The organism is Lysobacter lycopersici (genome assembly GCF_007556775.1).
Classification (GTDB): domain Bacteria; phylum Pseudomonadota; class Gammaproteobacteria; order Xanthomonadales; family Xanthomonadaceae; genus Pseudoluteimonas; species Pseudoluteimonas lycopersici.
The window spans coordinates 370,597-388,762 of record NZ_CP041742.1; the positions used below are offsets into that span (position 1 = coordinate 370,597).

15 protein-coding genes, 1 tRNA gene and 2 pseudogenes are annotated in these 18,166 nt (G+C 67.0%); 16 read left to right on the top strand and 2 right to left on the bottom strand.

Going from position 1 to position 18,166, the window contains the following annotated elements:
- The first annotated feature begins 6 nt into the window (after positions 1-6).
- The 16 genes and pseudogenes from nuoE (at position 7) to rbfA (ending at position 17,272) form a co-directional block, all read left to right on the top strand.
- Positions 7-534, top strand: a complete 528-nt coding sequence (nuoE, locus tag FNZ56_RS01980; protein WP_143878243.1) for an NADH-quinone oxidoreductase subunit NuoE — start codon at positions 7-9, stop codon at positions 532-534.
- Positions 534-1,901 (top strand): NADH-quinone oxidoreductase subunit NuoF, encoded by a 1,368-nt coding sequence (gene nuoF, locus FNZ56_RS01985; RefSeq protein ID WP_143878244.1) that lies wholly within the window; start codon positions 534-536, stop codon positions 1,899-1,901. Before nuoE ends, nuoF begins: the two co-directional genes overlap by 1 nt.
- Complete coding sequence (nuoG, locus tag FNZ56_RS01990; RefSeq protein WP_143878245.1) at positions 1,898-4,162, top strand: NADH-quinone oxidoreductase subunit NuoG; 2,265 nt, start codon at positions 1,898-1,900, stop codon at positions 4,160-4,162. Before nuoF ends, nuoG begins: the two co-directional genes overlap by 4 nt.
- A complete protein-coding gene (nuoH, locus tag FNZ56_RS01995; protein ID WP_143878246.1) occupies positions 4,159-5,235 on the top strand; it encodes an NADH-quinone oxidoreductase subunit NuoH in 1,077 nt (358 codons plus the stop codon). The genes nuoG and nuoH overlap by 4 nt, the downstream gene beginning before the upstream one ends.
- Positions 5,235-5,723 carry an NADH-quinone oxidoreductase subunit NuoI gene (gene nuoI, locus FNZ56_RS02000; protein ID WP_143878247.1) on the top strand — a complete coding sequence of 163 codons (489 nt, stop codon included), beginning with the start codon at positions 5,235-5,237 and terminating at the stop codon, positions 5,721-5,723. Before nuoH ends, nuoI begins: the two co-directional genes overlap by 1 nt.
- Positions 5,724-5,730: 7 nt before the next feature.
- Positions 5,731-6,369: an NADH-quinone oxidoreductase subunit J gene (locus FNZ56_RS02005; RefSeq protein WP_143878248.1), complete on the top strand. Its 639-nt coding sequence runs from the start codon at positions 5,731-5,733 to the stop codon at positions 6,367-6,369.
- A complete protein-coding gene (gene nuoK / locus FNZ56_RS02010; protein ID WP_143878249.1) occupies positions 6,366-6,692 on the top strand; it encodes an NADH-quinone oxidoreductase subunit NuoK in 327 nt (108 codons plus the stop codon). Before FNZ56_RS02005 ends, nuoK begins: the two co-directional genes overlap by 4 nt.
- A gap of 4 nt (positions 6,693-6,696) precedes the next feature.
- Positions 6,697-8,796 (top strand): NADH-quinone oxidoreductase subunit L, encoded by a 2,100-nt coding sequence (gene nuoL / locus FNZ56_RS02015; RefSeq protein WP_143878250.1) that lies wholly within the window; start codon positions 6,697-6,699, stop codon positions 8,794-8,796.
- Positions 8,797-8,815: 19 nt separating this feature from the next.
- Positions 8,816-10,333, top strand: a complete 1,518-nt coding sequence (locus FNZ56_RS02020; protein ID WP_143878251.1) for an NADH-quinone oxidoreductase subunit M — start codon at positions 8,816-8,818, stop codon at positions 10,331-10,333.
- 21 nt (positions 10,334-10,354) lie between these two features.
- Positions 10,355-11,794, top strand: coding sequence for an NADH-quinone oxidoreductase subunit NuoN (gene nuoN / locus FNZ56_RS02025; RefSeq protein ID WP_143878252.1), 1,440 nt, complete (start codon positions 10,355-10,357; stop codon positions 11,792-11,794).
- A 47-nt stretch (positions 11,795-11,841) separates the two neighbouring features.
- Positions 11,842-11,918: transfer RNA gene (locus FNZ56_RS02030), tRNA-Met, on the top strand.
- Between the two features lie 139 nt (positions 11,919-12,057).
- Complete coding sequence (gene rimP / locus FNZ56_RS02035) at positions 12,058-12,684, top strand: ribosome maturation factor RimP (RefSeq protein WP_143878253.1); 627 nt, start codon at positions 12,058-12,060, stop codon at positions 12,682-12,684.
- A gap of 6 nt (positions 12,685-12,690) precedes the next feature.
- Complete coding sequence (nusA, locus tag FNZ56_RS02040) at positions 12,691-14,202, top strand: transcription termination factor NusA (protein ID WP_143878254.1); 1,512 nt, start codon at positions 12,691-12,693, stop codon at positions 14,200-14,202.
- 107 nt (positions 14,203-14,309) lie between these two features.
- Positions 14,310-14,822: pseudogene (locus tag FNZ56_RS13055) on the top strand (translation initiation factor IF-2); the annotation flags it as partial.
- 87 nt (positions 14,823-14,909) lie between these two features.
- Positions 14,910-16,910 (top strand): annotated as a pseudogene (infB, locus tag FNZ56_RS02045) (translation initiation factor IF-2); the annotation flags it as partial.
- A gap of 5 nt (positions 16,911-16,915) precedes the next feature.
- The gene (gene rbfA / locus FNZ56_RS02050; RefSeq protein WP_143878256.1) at positions 16,916-17,272 is read left to right on the top strand and encodes a 30S ribosome-binding factor RbfA; all 357 of its coding nucleotides are present in this window, start codon (positions 16,916-16,918) and stop codon (positions 17,270-17,272) included.
- 7 nt (positions 17,273-17,279) lie between these two features.
- On the opposite strand, the gene FNZ56_RS02055 is transcribed toward rbfA, so the two are convergent.
- Both FNZ56_RS02055 and FNZ56_RS02060 read right to left on the bottom strand, forming a co-directional pair.
- Positions 17,280-17,738 carry a nuclear transport factor 2 family protein gene (locus FNZ56_RS02055; protein WP_143878257.1) on the bottom strand — a complete coding sequence of 153 codons (459 nt, stop codon included), beginning with the start codon at positions 17,736-17,738 and terminating at the stop codon, positions 17,280-17,282.
- On the bottom strand, positions 17,735-18,106 hold the full coding sequence (locus FNZ56_RS02060; protein WP_143878258.1) for a cupin domain-containing protein: 372 nt from the start codon (positions 18,104-18,106) through the stop codon (positions 17,735-17,737). The genes FNZ56_RS02055 and FNZ56_RS02060 overlap by 4 nt, the downstream gene beginning before the upstream one ends.
- Positions 18,107-18,166: the final 60 nt, after the last annotated feature.

The window sequence follows — 18,166 nt, forward strand, 5'->3', positions numbered from 1 at the left end:
GGATCGATGAAAGCGACTGGCAACTTCGAAAACGCGCGCAACGTCGACCCGATGGTCGCGCTCTCGGCGGAAACGCGTGCGCACATCGACCACTGGCTGGCCAAGTTCCCGGCCGACCGCAAGCGCTCCGCCGTGCTGCAGGGGCTGTTCGCCGCGCAGGAACAGAACGGCGGCTGGCTGAGCGACGAGATCATCGCTGCGGTCGCGAAGTACCTCGACCTCCCGCCGGTCTGGGCCTACGAGGTCGCGACCTTCTATTCGATGTTCGAAACCGAAAAGGTCGGCCGCAACAACGTCGCCTTCTGCACCAACATCAGCTGCTGGCTCAACGGCGCCGAGCAACTGGTCGAACACGCGGAGAAGAAGCTCGGCTGCAGGCTCGGCGAATCCACCGCCGACGGCCGCGTCTACCTCAAGCGCGAGGAAGAATGCGTGGCCGCCTGCTGCGGCGCGCCGGTGGTCGTGATCAACGGGCATTACCACGAGAAGCTCGATGCGGCGAAAGTCGACGAGCTGCTGGACGGGCTGAAGTAATGGGCGGACATAGCCACTACTCGGAAGGCTACGGCCCGGTCGGACCGGCGCCGCAGGAGCACAACGTCGTCTATACGACGCTGCACTTCGACAAGCCGTGGTCGTACGAGAACTACCTCAAGACCGGCGGCTACAGCGCGCTGCGCAAGATCCTGAGCGAGAAGATCGAGCCGGCCGCGGTCGTCGACATGGTCAAGGCTTCCGGCCTGCGCGGACGCGGCGGCGCGGGTTTCCCGACCGGCCTGAAGTGGAGCTTCATGCCGAAAGGCCCGGGACAGAAATACATCCTGTGCAATTCGGACGAATCCGAACCGGGCACAGCCAAGGATCGCGACATCCTGCGCTACAACCCGCACGCGGTGATCGAGGGCATGGCGATCGCCTGCTACGCGACCGGTTCCAGCGTCGCCTACAACTACCTGCGCGGCGAATTCCACCACGAGCCGTTCGAGCACCTGGAAGAAGCGACGCGCGAGGCCTACGCCAACGGCTGGCTGGGCAAGGACATTCTCGGCAGCGGCGTCGATATCGACATCTACAACGCGCTCGGCGCGGGCGCCTACATCTGCGGAGAGGAAACCGCGCTGATGGAGTCGCTGGAAGGCAAGAAGGGCCAGCCGCGCTACAAGCCGCCGTTCCCTGCCAATTTCGGCCTGTACGGCAAGCCGACCACGATCAACAACACCGAAACCTATGCCTCGGTGCCGGCGATCGTGCGCAACGGCGCGGAATGGTTCGCCAACCTCGGCAAGCCGAACAACGGCGGGCCGAAGGTGTTTTCGATTTCCGGCCACGTCAACAATCCGGGCAACTTCGAGATCCGCCTCGGCACGCCGTTCGCCGACCTGCTGGCCATGGCCGGCGGCGTGCGCAACGGCCACAAGTTGAAGGCGGTGATCCCGGGCGGTTCGTCGATGCCGGTGCTGCCGGCGGAGACGATGCTCGCCTGCACCATGGATTACGACTCCATCCAGAAGGCCGGTTCCGGCCTCGGTTCTGGCGCAGTGGTGGTGATGGACGAAACCACCTGCATGGTCCGCGCCTGCCAGCGCATCGCACGCTTCTACTTCAAGGAAAGCTGCGGCCAGTGCACGCCGTGCCGCGAAGGCACCGGCTGGATGTACCGCATGCTCACCCGCATCGCCAACTTCGAGGCGACGGTGGACGACCTGAACATGCTCAAGGCTTCGGCCGGACAGATTGAGGGCCACACCATCTGCGCCTTCGGCGAAGCCGCGGCGTGGCCGGTGCAGGGCTTCCTGCGCCATTTCTGGCACGAGTTCGAATACGCCATCGTGAACAAGCGCTTCTACGTCGACGACGAACGCGCGGGCACGCTGGTGAAGCCGGTGGAGGTCGCGGCATGAGTGCGCAGCCGGTGAACCCGAAACTGCCGCCCGACCACGTCACCGTCTTCATTGACGGCGTGGAATGCGCCGCGCCCAAGGGTTCGATGATCATCCAGGCCGCGGACAAGGCCGGCATCCCGATCCCGCGTTTCTGCTATCACGACAAGCTGCCGATCGCGGCGAACTGCCGCATGTGCCTGGTCGAGGCGGAAATGGGCGGCAAGCCGCTGCCCAAGCCGCAGCCGGCCTGCGCCACGCCGGTCGCCGACGGCATGAAGGTGTTCACGCGCAGCGACAAGGCCCTGCAGTCGCAGCGCAACGTGATGGAGTTCCTGCTGATCAACCATCCGCTGGACTGCCCGATCTGCGACCAGGGCGGCGAATGCGAATTGCAGGACCTCTCGCTGGGCTACGGCCGTTCGGTGTCGCGCTTCTCCGAGCGCAAGCGCGTTGTGGCTGACGAGGATTTCGGGCCGCTGGTCGCCAGCGACATGACCCGTTGCATCCAGTGCACGCGCTGCGTGCGCTTCACCGCGGACATCGCCGGCACCTACGAACTCGGCGGCATGCAGCGCGGCGAGAACCTGCAGATCGGCACCTACGACGGCAAGCCGTTGACGACCGAACTCTCCGGCAACGTCATCGACGTCTGCCCGGTCGGCGCGCTGACCAACAAGGTGTTCCGCTTCAAGGCGCGGCCGTGGGAACTGACCGCCAGGGAATCGCTGGGCTGGCACGACGCGCTCGGTAGCAATCTGTTCCACCACGTGCGACGCGGCGAGATCCTGCGCAGCGTGCCGCGCGACAACGAAGCGGTGAACGAGTGCTGGCTCTCGGACCGCGATCGTTACGCGCACCAGGGCCTGTACGCCGAGGATCGCGCGTCGGTTCCCCTGATCCGCGACGGCGAGAACTTCCGCGAGGCGACGTGGGACGAAGCGCTGGCGGAAGCGGCGAAGATCCTGCGCGAAAGCACGTCTTCGAACAGCGGCGGCGACGACCTCGGCGTGCTGGTGCATCCGGCGACCTCGAACGAGGAGGGCGCCTTGCTCGCGCGCCTCGCCGAAGCGCTCGGCAGCGGCAACCTCGACCATCGCATTGCGCAGATCGACCTGAGCGATGGCGCGACGGCCGAAGCCTTCGGCATGCCGGTCGCCGAACTCGAACAAGCTGGCGCCATCGTCATCGTCGGCAGCAACCTGCGCCATGAAGTGCCGCTGCTGCACCATCGCGTGCGTCGGGCGACCCTGCGCGGGGCCAAGGTGCACGTGGTCAATCCGGTCGATTTCGAATTCGCGTTCCCGGTCGCTTCGAGCGGCATCGTGCCGCCGTCGCAAATCGCGTCCGTGTTGGCGAACGTCGATGTCGGCGACGCGAACAGCGTCGCGGTGATCGTCGGTGGCGTGGCCGAAAACAGCCCGCATGCCGCGGCGATCCGCAAGGCCGTGGCCGATTTCGCCGCGGCGAAGAACGCGAAAATCTGCCGCATCCCGCAGGGCGCGAATGCGCTCGGCCTCGCGCGCATGGGCGTGTTGCCCGCCGCGCGCGATGCGCAGGCGATGCTGCGCGACCCGCGCAAGGCCTATGTCGTGTACGGACTGGAGCCGGGGCTGGATTTCGCCGACCAGCACGCCGCGCTCAAGGCGCTGGGCGATGCACGCGTGGTCGCGTTCAGCCACTACGCCTGCCAATCCACGCGACGCGTGGCCGACGTAATCCTGCCGATCGGCGCGATTTCGGAAATCGAGGCGACGCTGGTCAACCTCGAAGGCCGCGAACAGCGCAGCCAGGCCGCCGGCAAGCTGCGCGGCGACGCGCGCCCGGGCTGGCGCGTGCTGCGTGCGCTCGGTGCGATGCTGGATGCGCCGGGCTTCGAATTCACCGATCTCGATGGATTGCGCGCGGGAATTTCCACTGTAGGAGCGGCTTCAGCCGCGACCCGGAGTGGCGATGCGTCGCGACTTCCGTCGCTCCCACAGCAGGGCTTGGAACTTGTCGTGTCGCAGGCGATCTACCGCGTCGACGCCACCGTGCGCCGCGCCGCGGCGTTGCAGGCGCATCCGCTCAACGCCGGCCCGCGCGCGGCGCTGAATCCCGCCGACGCCTCCGCGCTCGGCATCGCCGATGGCGCGATGGCGAAGTTCGCCACGGCTGTCGGCACCGCCACGTTGCAGGTCGCGATCGATGCACGCGTCGCGCAGGGCGTGGCCTGGGTCGAATCCGGCTTCGGCGCCACCGCGCCGCTGTCCAGCGCACGCGTCGAGGTGCGCCCGGCATGAACACCGCCACCTTGCTCTCGCAGTTGTTCGATCCGTTGCATGCCGCGCTGATGTCCCTGGGCGCGTTCGGCGTGGTCGCGTGGATCGTGCTGAAGATCCTCGCCATCGCCGTGCCGGTGATCCTCGCCGTCGCCTTCTACGTGGTGTGGGAACGCAAGCTGATCGGCTGGATGCACGTCCGCCACGGGCCGATGTACGTCGGCTTCGGCGTGCTCCAGGCCTTCGCCGACGTGTTCAAGCTGCTGTTCAAGGAAGTGATCCGCCCGACCGAGGCGAGCAAGGTGCTGTACGTGCTGGCGCCGCTGATCACCCTCGCGCCGGCGTTCGCGGCCTGGGCGGTGGTGCCGTTCGACGCGAAGCTGGTGCTGTCGAACGCGAATGCCGGCCTGCTGTACCTGCTGGCCATGACCTCGCTCGGCGTGTACGGCATCATCCTCGCCGGCTGGGCCTCGAACTCGAAGTACGCCTTCCTCGGCGCGATGCGTTCGGCCGCGCAGGTGGTGAGCTACGAAATTGCGATGGGTTTCGCCATGGTCGGCGTGCTGATCGCGGCCGGCAGCCTCAACCTCACCGACATCGTCAATGCGCAGGCCGGCGACGCGGGTCCGTTCGAATGGTTCTGGTTCCCGCTGCTGCCGCTGTTCCTCGTCTACTTCATTTCCGGCGTCGCCGAGACCAACCGCGCGCCGTTCGACGTGGTGGAAGGCGAATCGGAAATCGTCGCCGGGCACATGGTCGAGTATTCCGGCTCGCAGTTCGCGCTGTTCTTCCTCGCCGAATACGCGAACATGATCCTGGTCAGCTTCCTGACCGCGATCTTCTTCGTCGGCGGCTGGCTCAGCCCCTTCCACGGCTGGGGCATCCCGCTGCTGTCGGTGGACGGCTGGTGGTGGCTGTTCGCCAAGGTGTTCTTCTTCGCCAGTTGCTTCATCTGGTTCCGCGCCACGTTCCCGCGCTACCGCTACGACCAGATCATGCGCCTGGGCTGGAAGGTCTTCATCCCGGTGACGCTGGCATGGATCTGCGCGACCGCGCTGATGGCTTACTACGGCGTGTTCGAGGTGGGTGCGTGATGGGCAGGATCTTCGCTTGGTTCAAGGGCCTGCTGCTGGTCGAGCTGCTGCAGGGCATGTGGCTGACCTTCAAGTACCTGTGGCGTCCGAAGTACACGCTGATGTACCCGATGGAGAAGACGCCGCAGTCGCCGCGCTTCCGCGGGTTGCACGCGCTGCGCCGCTATCCGAACGGCGAGGAACGCTGCATCGCCTGCAAATTGTGCGAAGCGGTGTGCCCTGCGCTGGCGATCACCATCGATTCCGAACAGCGCGCCGACGGCACCCGCCGCACCACGCGCTACGACATCGACCTGTTCAAGTGCATCTTCTGCGGTTTCTGCGAGGAATCCTGCCCGGTCGATTCGATCGTGGAGACGCACGTGCTCGAATACCACATGGAAAAGCGCGGCGAGAACATCCTGACCAAGCCGCAGTTGCTGGCCCTGGGCGACCGCCTCGAAGCCGGCATCGCCGAACGCCGCGCCGCCGACGCGCCTTACCGCTGAGGATCGCATGGACTACGCATTGGCCCTGTTCTATGCCTTCGCCGCCCTTGCGGTCGCTTCCGCGGTCGGGGTGATCGGCGTGCGCAACCCGGTGCATGCCGCGCTGTTCCTGGTGCTGACGTTCTTCTCGGTCGCCTGTTCGTGGCTGCTGATCGGCGCCGAATTCCTCGGCGTCGCGCTGGTGCTGGTCTACGTCGGCGCGGTGATGGTGCTGTTCCTGTTCGTGGTGATGATGCTGGACATCGACATCGCCAGGATCCGCGAAGGCTACGTGCGCTACCTGCCGGTCGGCCTGCTGGTCGCGGTGGTGATGCTGGGCGAGATGCTGGCGCTGATCGGGGTCAAGTCGCGCGTGGCGACGGGGTTCGCGGCGAACGACGCGGCGATGGCCGCGGATTCGGCCAGCGGCAACACCCACTGGCTGGCGGAGTCGCTGTTCACCGGTTTCATGCTGCCGTTCGAGACGGCCGCGGTGATCCTGACCGTGGCGGTGATCGCGGCGGTGATGCTGACCCTGCGCCGCCGCGTTGGCGCCAAGCACCAGGATCCGTCGTGGCAGGCCGGCGTCCGCGCGCAGGACCGCGTGCGCATCGTGAAGATGGAACCGGCGAAGCCACGAGCCGATGGCGGGGAGGGCGGGGCATGAACGCATTGCTTGGGCATGGCCTGACCCTCGGCCACTACCTCGCCTTCAGCGCGGTGCTGTTCTGCATCGCCGTGGCGGGCATCTTCCTCAACCGCAAGAACGTCATCGTGCTGCTGATGTGCATCGAGCTGCTGCTGCTGTCAGTGAACATCAATTTCGTCGCGTTCTCGCGCCAGCTCGGCGACGCGGCCGGGCAGGTATTCGTGTTCTTCATCCTGACCGTGGCCGCGGCCGAGGCCGCGATCGGCCTCGCGATCCTCGTGACCCTGTTCCGCAACCGGCGCACGATCGACGTCGCCGACATCGACATGCTCAAGGGCTGACGGCATGGTGATTTCAAAGACCCACCTGCTGCTGATCGTGCTGGCCCCGTTGCTGGGTGCGATCCTCGCCGGCCTGTTCGGCCGCCGCATCGGCCGCGTCGGCGCGCACAGTGCCACCATCCTCGGCGTCGCCGTGAGCTGCGCATTGTCCTGCATGGTGCTGTGGCAGTTGTTGCAGGGCGCGGTGCCGTTCAACGAGAACGTCTACAGCTTCTTCCAAACCGGCGGCATCCAGGCCCACGTCGGCTTCATGGTCGACAAGCTGACCGCGATGATGATGGTGGTCGTCACCTTCGTTTCGTTGCTGGTGCATGTGTACACCATAGGCTACATGGCCGACGACGACGGCTACCAGCGATTCTTCAGCTACATCTCGCTGTTCACCTTCAGCATGCTGATGCTGGTGATGAGCAACAACTTCCTGCAGCTGTTCTTCGGCTGGGAAGCGGTGGGCCTGGTCTCGTACCTGCTGATCGGTTTCTGGTTCAAGCGCCCGACCGCGATCTTCGCCAACCTCAAGGCGTTCCTGGTCAACCGCGTCGGCGACTTCGGCTTCCTGCTCGGCATCGCCGCGGTGCTGTACTGGTTCGGTACGCTCGACTACGCGACTGTTTTCGCGAACGCCCCGACCATCGTCGGCCATCATCTCGGCGAGTTCTTCAATCAGGACAATGCGACGAGCGGGATGTGGTCGTGGTCGGTCGCCACCGTGATCTGCATCTGCCTGTTCGTCGGCGCGATGGGCAAGTCGGCGCAGGTGCCGCTGCACGTGTGGCTGCCGGATTCGATGGAAGGCCCGACCCCGATCTCGGCGCTGATCCACGCCGCGACGATGGTGACCGCCGGCATCTTCATGGTCGCGCGCATGTCGCCGCTGTTCGAGCTGAGCCAGACTGCGCTCAACTTCGTGCTGTTCATCGGCGCGACCACCGCGTTCTTCACCGGCCTCATCGGCATCGTGCAGAACGACATCAAGCGCGTCGTCGCGTATTCCACCCTGTCGCAGCTCGGCTACATGACCGTGGCGCTGGGTGTCTCGGCGTATTCGGCCGCGGTCTACCACCTGATGACGCATGCCTTCTTCAAGGCGCTGCTGTTCCTCGGCGCGGGCTCGGTCATCATCGGCATGCACCACGAGCAGGACATGCGCAAGATGGGCGGCCTGCGCAAGCTCATGCCGATCACCCACATCACGATGTGGATCGGCACCCTGGCGCTGGTCGGCACGCCGTTCTTCAGCGGGTTCTATTCGAAGGACACCATCATCGAGGCCGCCGCCGAGCACGCCCACGGCGCACCCTTCTGGAGCATCGCGAGCTACGGTTACTGGGCGGTGCTGCTCGGCGCGTTCGTCACCGCGTTCTACAGCTTCCGCCTGCTGTACATGACCTTCTTCGGCGAAGCGCGCTGGAAGCACGCCGACGCGCATCACGATGCCGCGCATGCGCACGACGGCCACGACGGCCACGCGCACGACGATCATGGACACGGCCACGAGCCGCACGAATCGCCGTGGGTGGTGACGCTGCCGCTGGTGCTACTGGCGATTCCCTCGGCGGTGATCGGCTTCCTGACCGTCGGCCCGATGCTGTTCGGCACCGACATGCTCGGCCACGCGAAGCAGTTGCCGTTCTTCCTCGGCGCGATCGACGTGCCCGAAGCGCGCGATGTCGTCGCGAAGATCGCGGAAGAGGGCTGGCACGGCCCCGTCGATTTCGCGCTGCACGGATTCAAGGCGCCAGCGTTCTGGCTCGCCTTCTCGGGCTTCCTGCTGGCGACCGTCATGTACTGGTGGAAGCCCGGCCTGCCGGCGAAAGCGGCGCGGATCTTCGCGTTGCCGAAGCGCGTGCTCGAAAACAAATACTGGGCCGACAACCTGTGGATCGGCGGTTTCGCCGGCGGCGGCATCGCGCTGGGCAAGTTGTCGCGCATGTTCGACGCGAAGGTGATCGACGGCCTGTTCGTCAACGGCAGCGCGCGCCTCGTCGACCTGCTCGCCGGGCTGCTGCGCAAGACGCAATCCGGTTACCTCTACCACTATGCCTTCGCCATGATCCTCGGCCTGATCGCGCTGCTCGGCGTGGTCGTCCGGTTCTGGCAGTGATCGACAGGAACCCCAGCCCGTGACCGAGCCCTCGACCTTCCCGTTGCTGAGCCTGCTGGTATGGCTGCCGATCCTCGGCGGCGCATGCTGCCTGCTGCTCGGCAATGCGCGCGCGGACATGGCGCGCTGGCTGGGCCTGGCCTTCGCCGTGGCGACGCTGGCGCTGAGCGTGCCGCTGCTGACCGGGTTCGACCACGCCAACGCCGGCATGCAGTTCGTCGAACAGCATGCGTGGATCCCGGCCTACGACATCCGCTACCACCTCGGCGCCGACGGCATCTCGATCGCGCTGATCGCGCTCACGACGCTGACCACCGTGCTCGCATTGATCGGCGCGTGGGGCGTGGACAAGCGCGTGAGCCAGTACTACGCCGCGTTCCTGCTGCTCGAAGGCCTGATGATCGGCGTGTTCTGCGCGATGGACGCGCTGCTGTTCTACGTGTTCTTCGAGGCGATGCTGATCCCGATGTTCGTGATCATCGGCGTGTGGGGCGGCCCGCGCCGCGTCTACGCCTCGCTCAAGTTCTTCCTGTACACCTTCCTCGGCTCGGTGTTCATGCTGGTCGGGTTGATCTGGCTGTACCTGAAGGGCGGTAGCTGGCAGCTCGCGGACATGGCTTCGATGCCGTTGACCATGCCCGAACAGGCGTGGCTGTTCTTCGCGTTCCTGATCGCGTTCGCGGTGAAGGTGCCGATGTTCCCGGTGCACACCTGGTTGCCGGACGCGCACGTCGAGGCGCCGACCGCGGGCTCGGTGATCCTGGCCGCGATCATGCTGAAGATCGGCGGATACGGCTTCCTGCGCTTCAGCCTGCCGATCCTGCCGGACGCAAGCCACGAGTACGCCTGGCTGGTGATCGCGCTGTCGATCATCGCGATCGTCTACGTCGCCCTCGTCGCCCTGGTGCAGGACGACATGAAGAAGCTGATCGCGTATTCGTCGGTCGCGCACATGGGTTTCGTCACCCTCGGCGTGTTCGTCGCGGTGGCGCTGGTGCGCGACGCCGGCAACGCCGATGGCGCGCAACTGGGCATGCAGGGCGCGATGGTGCAGATGATCTCGCATGGCTTCGTCTCCGGCGCGATGTTCTCCTGCGTCGGCGTGCTCTACGACCGCCTGCACACGCGCATGATCCGCGACTACGGCGGCGTGGCGAACGTCATGCCGTGGTTCGCGCTGTTCTGGGTGCTGTTCGCGATGGCCAATTCCGGCCTGCCGGGCACCAGCGGCTTCGTCGGCGAGTTCATGGTCATCCTGTCCTCGTTCCAGCAGCACCCGCTGATCGCGTTCGCCGCCGCGACCACGTTGATCACCGGCGCCGGCTACACCCTGTGGCTGACCAAGCGCGTGATCTGGGGCGAAGTCACCAACCCGGCGGTCGCGACGATGCCGGACATGAACCTTCGCGAATGGATCGTGCTCGGCATGTTCGCCGCCGGCGTGCTGCTGATCGGCATCTGGCCCAAGCCGCTCACCGACCTGATGGAACCCTCCATCGCCCAGCTCGTCGGCCAGTTGGCCGCGACCAAGCTCTGACGAATCCCGGGAAGACGCCGCATGCTGCCGATGCCAACCGCCGCCGATCTGCTGCCGCTGCTGCCGGAGCTCGTGCTGGTCGCCGGCGCGTTCGCGCTGCTGATGCTGGACCTGTTCCTGGACGACGCGCGCCGCGCGATCACCTGGGTGGGCGCGATCGCGTTGCTGCTGGTGGTCGCATGGATGTCGTTCGCCGGCATCGGCGGGCAGGGCACGGTGCTGTCCGGGATGTTCGTCCGCGACACGATGTCCGACGTGCTCAACGCCGGTGCCTGCGTGCTGGTCGCACTCGCCCTGGTCTATGCCTGGCCGTACCTGCGCGAACGCGGCCTGCTCAAGGGCGAAGTCGCGGTGATGATGCTGTTCGCCACGCTCGGCATGATGCTGCTGGTGTCCGCCGGAAGCCTGGTGATGGTCTACCTCGGGCTGGAGATGCTGGCGCTGTCCTCGTACGCGCTGGTCGCGATCGACCGCGACAACCCGCTCGCCTCCGAAGCGGCGATGAAGTATTTCGTGCTCGGCTCGCTGGCCTCGGGCCTGCTCCTGTACGGCATGTCGCTGCTGTACGGCGCGACCGGCACGCTCGACCTCGCCACGCTGCGCGCCGCGGTCGCCGGTTCGTCGGAACCGGGGCTGCTGCTGGCCGGCACGGTATTCATGATCGCCGGCATCGCGTTCAAGTTCGGCGCCGCGCCGTTCCACATGTGGGTGCCCGATACCTACCAGGGCGCGCCGACCCCGATCACGCTGTTCCTCGGCTCGGCGCCGGAACTGGCCTCGTTCGCGCTCGCCTTCCGCCTGCTCGAGAACGGCGTCGGTCCGCTCGACGACCACTGGCGATTGCTGCTCGCGGGACTGGCCGCGGCCTCGCTGGTGGTCGGCAACCTGGTCGCGCTGATGCAGGCCAACCTCAAGCGCATGCTGGCGTATTCCGCCGTCTCGCACATCGGCTTCGTGTTCCTCGGCCTCGCCGGCGGCAATGCGCAGGGTTACGCCGCGGCTATGTTCTACGTGATCGTCTACGCGATCATGTCCGCGGCCGCGTTCGGCGCGATCATCGCGATGTCGAGCCGCGGCTTCGAGGCCGATCGCATCGATGACTTCAAGGGCCTCAACCAGCGCGACCCGTGGCTGGCCGGGCTGGTGCTGTGCGTGATGTTCTCGATGGCCGGCATCCCGCCGTTCCTCGGTTTCTGGGCCAAGCTCGCGGTACTGCGCGCGACCATCCAGGGCGACCTGATGTGGCTGGCGATCGTCGGCATCGTGTTCGCGGTGATCGGCTGCTTCTACTACCTGCGCGTGGTCAAGGCCATGTACTTCGACCCGCCGCCGGAAGGCGCACCGGCGCCGCGCAGCGACCGTCCGGTGCGGCTGGCGCTGGCGGTGAACGCGCTCGCGCTGCTGGTGCTCGGCCTGTTCTGGAACCCGCTGATGGCGTGGTGCCTGCGATCGTTCACGTAAACGGCTTGCAAAGAACTGGTCCGATCACCATAATCCCGCGTCTCTGCTGCGGGGTGGAGCAGTCTGGCAGCTCGTCGGGCTCATAACCCGAAGGTCGCAGGTTCAAATCCTGCCCCCGCTACCACCTTCTGCTTTGGACGCCTGGACGGGTTGATCGCAGGAGTGGGCTCGCGAAATCCGCTGTTCCCGGGTTTCGCATCCAGCGTCATCGGACAAGGGCCCAATGGGCCCTTTGTCGTTCCTGGAGTTTCATTCGCAAATCGATGGACAAGGCTGGCGAAATCGCCGCGTTGCTGGCACCAACGGTGCGGGCCCTCGGGCTCGAACTGCTCGGCGCCGAATACCTGCCCGCGCCGGGCGGCGCGGTGCTGCGCCTGTACATCGACGTTCCGGAATCGGAAGCGGGCGAACGCACCGTCGGCATCGAGGATTGCGAACGCGTGAGCCGCGAAGTTTCGGCGCAGCTCGATGTCGCCGACCCGATCAGCGGCAATTACACGCTGGAAGTGTCCTCGCCCGGGCTGGAACGCCCGCTGTTCGGCGCCGCGCAGTTCGCGCGCTTCGCCGGCGAGACCGCCAAGGTCGCGCTGAAGCTGCCGCAGGACGGTCGCCGACGCCTGCAGGGCAGGATCCTGCGCGTGGACGGCGGCGACGTGGCGTTCGACGTCGACGGCAAGGAACTCGTCGTCGCGGTCGACAACATCGACAAGGCGAAGCTGGTGCCGGACTGGGTGGCATTGGGCCTGGCCCCGGCCGTGGACAAATCCGGGCGTGATGCGCGGCCGGGCAAGCAGAAAAAACAGGCTGATCGAAAGCCGGCGGGTCGAAAGCCCGCGCAGAAGCATCCAACCAACAAGTCGGCGGCGAAGAAGCCGCCAGTTGCGGAGTAACGGGAAATGAGCAAGGAACTTCTCCTCGTCGTCGATGCGGTCGCGGCCGAAAAGGGCGTGCCGGAATCAGTGATCCTCGAGGCCATCGAGGCCGCGCTGGCCTCGGCCGCGAAGAAGCGCTACGTCGACCAGGACGTGCTGGTGCGCGTGGCCATCGATCCCAAGGACGGCAGCTACGAAACCTTCCGCCGCTGGGAAGTCGTCGCCGACGACGTGGTGATGGAGTCGCCGGACCGCCAGATCCGCCTGATGGACGCGCTCGACGAAAGCGAGGACGTCGAGGTCGGCGATTTCATCGAGGAAGGCATCGAGAACCCGGACTTCGGGCGCATCGCCGCGCAGGCCGCCAAGCAGGTGATCGTGCAGCGCGTGCGCGAGGCCGAGCGCCAGCAGGTCGTGGACGCGTGGAAGGATCGCGTCGGCGAGCTGATCACCGGCGCGGTCAAGCGCGCCGAGCGCGGCAACATCTACGTCGACCTCGGCGGCAACGCCGAAGGCTTCATCCCCAAGGACAAGGGCATCCCGCGCGACGTGCTGCGCGCCGGCGACCGCGTCCGCGGCTACCTGTTCGACGTGCGCAGCGAACCACGCGGCCCGCAGCTGTTCATCAGCCGCGCCGCACCCGAATTCATGATGGAACTGTTCAAGCTCGAGGTGCCGGAAGTCGGCCAGGGCCTGGTCTCGATCATGGCCTGTGCCCGCGACCCGGGCGACCGCGCCAAGATCGCGGTGCTCGCGCACGACAACCGCACCGATCCCATCGGCGCCTGCATCGGCATGCGCGGCTCGCGCGTGCAGGCGGTGTCGAACGAGCTCAACGGCGAACGCGTCGACATCATCCTGTGGAGCGACAACCCGGCGCAGTTCGTGATCAACGCGATGGCGCCGGCCGAGGTGCAGTCCATCGTCGTCGACGAGGACAAGCATTCGATGGACCTCGCCGTCGCCGAGGACCAACTGGCGAAGGCGATCGGCAAGGGCGGCCAGAACGTGCGTCTCGCCAGCCGCCTCACCGGCTGGCAACTCAACGTGATGACCGCCGACCAGGTGCAGGCCAAGAGCGAAGCCGAGCAGCTCAAGGCGCGCGCCCTGTTCATGGACAAGCTCGAGGTCGACGAGGAAATCGCCGGCATCCTGGTCGCCGAGGGTTTCAGCACGGTCGAGGAAATCGCCTACGTGCCGGTCGGCGAATTGCTGGCGGTCGAGGGCTTCGACGAGGACATCGTCGAGGAGCTGCGCGCCCGCGCCCGCGATGCGCTGCTCAACGACGCACTCGCGGTCGAGGAAGAGCTCGACGAGAACGCGCCGGCCGAAGACCTGCTCGCGCTCGAGGGCATGGACGACGAGACCGCGTACGCGCTGGCCGGGAATGGCGTTCGCACCAGCGAGGAACTCTCCGACCTGGGCGCGGACGAAATCGCGGAATTCGGCATCGAGGGCCTGGACGAAGCGCGCGCCGCCGCGCTGATCCTTGCCGCGCGCGCCGAGGAAATCGCGCGCCTCGAGCGGGAGTCGTGAGCGCCGCGACGTAGGGCGGGCCTTGGCCCGCCGAGTGTCGCCGGCGGGATCGCAAGGTGGCGGGTCGCAACCCGTCCTACAATGGACTCACAGGAAACGGAAACCGAATGTCGCAGCAGACCACCATCCGCAAGCTCGCAGCGCTGGTCAACACGCCGGTCGACAAGTTGCTGGAACAACTGGCGGAAGCCGGCATGTCCTTCAACGACCCCGACCAGGTCGTCACCAGCACCGAGAAGGTCAAGCTCCTCGGCTTCCTGCGCCGTACCCACGGCAAGGCCGAGCAGCCCGCCGAGGAATCGACGGCGCCGAAGAAGATCACGCTCAACCGTAGCCGCAAGCAGGAACTGACCGTCGGCGGCGGCAAGAACAAGCAGACCGTGGACGTGGTCGTGCGCAAGCGCGTCACCTTGGTCAAGTCGCCAGCGGCGGCCGGGGCCGCGGAACAGGCGCCGGCGGACGACGAGCGCGCGGAGATCCTGCGCAAGCTCGAGGATTCCAGGCAGCGCAACCTCAGCGAGCAGCAGCGCCTGGCCGAACAGGACAAGCAGCGCGCGGAAGATGCCGCCGAGCAGCGCCGCCGCGCCGAGGAAGAAGCCGCGCGCCTGCGCGCCGAAGCCGAACTCGCCGCCGCGGCGGCAGGGACCGATGAGGAAGGCGGCGCGCGCAAGGCGGGCGGCCACCACGGCCACGGCCATGGCCATCCGAAGCCTGCCGCGCCGCGCACCGACGATCGCCTGGGTCCGAAGCACAAGGGCAACCGCGGTTCGCACGTGATGGTCGCCAGCGTCGAGGACGACGACAACACCGCGCGCTTCGCCGGGCAGTTGCACCTGTCCGCGGCCGAGCGCGCGCGCCGCACCAGCAGCACCCGCGGCAAGTCCAGGCCGCGCCGCCAGGTCGACCAGAGCCGCACCGGCACCGGGTTCAACCGCCCGACCGCGCCGGTCGTGCGCGAAGTGGCGATCGGGGACACCATCACCGTCGCCGACCTCGCCTCGAAGCTCGCGCTCAAGGGCGGCGACGTGGTGAAGGCGCTGTTCAAGATGGGCGTGATGGCGACCATCACCCAGAGCATCGACCACGACACCGCGGTGCTGGTCACCGAGGAGCTCGGCCACAACGCGGTGCGCGCCACCGCCGACGACGCCGAGAGCGAACTGCTGGCGCTGGCCGGCGAGGCGCAGGGCGATGGCGATGCGCGCCCGCCGGTGGTCACCATCATGGGCCACGTCGACCACGGCAAAACCTCGCTGCTCGACTACATCCGCAGCACCAAGGTCGCTTCCGGCGAAGCCGGCGGCATCACCCAGCACATCGGCGCCTACCACGTCGAAACGCCGAAGGGCACGATCAGCTTCCTCGATACCCCGGGCCACGCCGCGTTCACCCAGATGCGCGCGCGCGGCGCGAAGCTCACCGACATCGTGGTGCTGGTGGTCGCCGCCGACGACGGCGTGATGCCACAGACCGTCGAGGCGGTGCAGCACGCGAAGGCGGCCGGCGTGCCGCTGATCGTGGCGATCAACAAGATCGACAAGTCCGACGCGGATCCGTCGCGGGTCAAGAACGAATTGCTCGCGCACGACGTCGTGGCCGAGGATTTCGGCGGCGACACGCAGATGGTCGAACTGTCGGCGAAGACCGGGCAGGGCGTCGACAACCTGCTCGACGCGATCAACCTGCAGGCCGAAGTGCTGGAACTGAAGGCAGTGCGCGACAGCCGCGCCACCGGCGTGGTGATCGAATCCGCGCTCGACAAGGGCCGCGGTCCGGTCGCGACGGTGCTGGTGCAGCAAGGCACGCTGCATCGCGGCGACTACTTGGTCTGCGGCATCCAGTACGGCCGCGTGCGCGCGCTGTTCGACGAGAACGGCCAGCAGGTGGAAGAGGCTGGCCCGTCGATTCCGGTGCAGTTGCTCGGCCTCTCGGGCGTGCCCGACGCGGGCGACGACTTCGTCGTGGTCGCCGACGAACGCTTGGCCAAGGACGTCGCGCAGCAGCGCGACGCCAAGCGCCGCGAATCGCGCCTCGTCGCCAAGGCGGGCAACCGCATGGAAGACATCATGGCGCAGATGGGCGAGGGTGCCGCGCAGCAGTCGCTGAACCTCGTGGTCAAGGCCGACGTGCAGGGTTCGGTGCAGGCATTGCGCGAGGCGCTGGTCGGGTTGTCGAACGACCAGATCCGCATCAACGTCATCGTGTCCGGCGTGGGCGGCATCACCGAATCCGATGCCAACGCCGCGGCCACCGCCAAGGCCACGATCATCGGCTTCAACGTGCGCGCCGACGCCTCCGCGCGCAAGGTGATCGAGTCAAACGGGCTCGACCTGCGCTACTTCTCGATCATCTACGACGTCATCGACCAGGTGAAGCAGGTCGCGTCGAACGTGCTCGGCAAGGAGATCCGCGAGGAGATCATCGGCATCGCTGAGGTGCGCGACGTGTTCCGCAGCTCCAAGTTCGGCGCGGTCGCCGGCTGCATGGTGGTCGAGGGCGTGGTCAAGAAAAACCGCCCGATCCGCGTGCTGCGCGATAGCGTGGTGGTGTTCGAAGGCGAACTGGAATCGCTGCGCCGCTTCAAGGAGAACGTGGACGAAGTCCGCGAGAACACCGAGTGCGGCATCGGCGTCAAGGCCTACAACGACGTGCAGCCTGGCGACCAGATCGAATGCTTCGAGCGCATCGAGGTCCAGCGCACGCTGTAACCGCGATGGCGCAGAAATCCTTCCACCGCACCGACCGCATTGCCGCCCAGCTCCGTCGCGAGCTGGGCACGCTGGTGCGCGAGGCCGTGGCCGAGCACGCCTTGCCTTCGGTCAGCGTGTCCGACGTCGAAGTCACCCGCGACCTCGCCCACGCCAAGGTCTTCGTCACGGCCTTGCAGGGCGAACGCGCCGCCGAAGCGCTGAAGGGATTGAAGGCGAACGCGGGCGAGATCCGCTTCCGCCTCGCGCGCGCGGTGAAGATGCGGCACGTGCCGGAGCTGCATTTCCAGTACGACGATTCGGTCGATCGCGGCGAGCGCATCGACAACCTGCTGCGCGACGTCGGCGCGGCCGACGACTGATCCCGCGTCAGGGCGACGCCGCGCGCGTGGCCTGGGTGAACGCCACCTGCCAACGCCCGTCGCGCTTGCGCCACACGTCGGCGAAGCGCAACCGCACCGAAAACGCCTCGCCCGACGCGATGTCGGTGCCGCCCAGCGTCGCCACGCCGGCGAGCACCGCGGCGTCGCCGAAGACGCGGATGGTCTCGTCCTCCACCGTGAACGGTTGCAGCTTCATCCCGGCGTAGTCGCGGATGAAATCGGCCTTGTTTTCGACCTTTCCGGAGCTGTTGTAGAGCACGTAGTCGTCGGCGAGCAGGCGCTGCAATTCCGTGGCGTCGCTGTGCAATTGCGCGCGGTCGAAATCCGCGGCGGCCTGGCGCAGGTCCGCCGGCACAGACGCGTGCGGGTCGGCATCGCTTGCGCCGGCGACGAAAGGCGCCGCGCACATCGCGGTCGCGGCGAGGATGGCGTGCATCGCGTTCATGCGGACTCCCGTGGGAAGAACACGACCCAGGCGGCGAAATCGCCCGAGATCGCGTGGAAACGGTGTTCGACGCCGGCCGCGACGAACAGCGCATCGCCGGGCCGCGCCGGCAGCACGCGCATGCTGCCGTCGGCTTCGCGCACGTGCAGTTCGGCCTCGCCGGCGACGACGATATAGAACTCGTCCTGGGCGTGCGGCGTCTGCCGGTCTTCGCCGCGCGGCGCGAACAATTCGAGGCTGGTGCCGGAGCGCGCGAAGACCTCGATGTCGAACACGCCATCCGGCCATTTCGCGGTGGCAGGCAGGGGCAGCGAGGCGAGCGTCGCGTCGAGGGTCCAGCGCGTGGCATGGGCGTGTGGTTCGGGCATCGCGGTCGTTCCGGATGATGCGTCACGCGCAGGGTAATCCCGCGCGGCGTCCATGCGGCG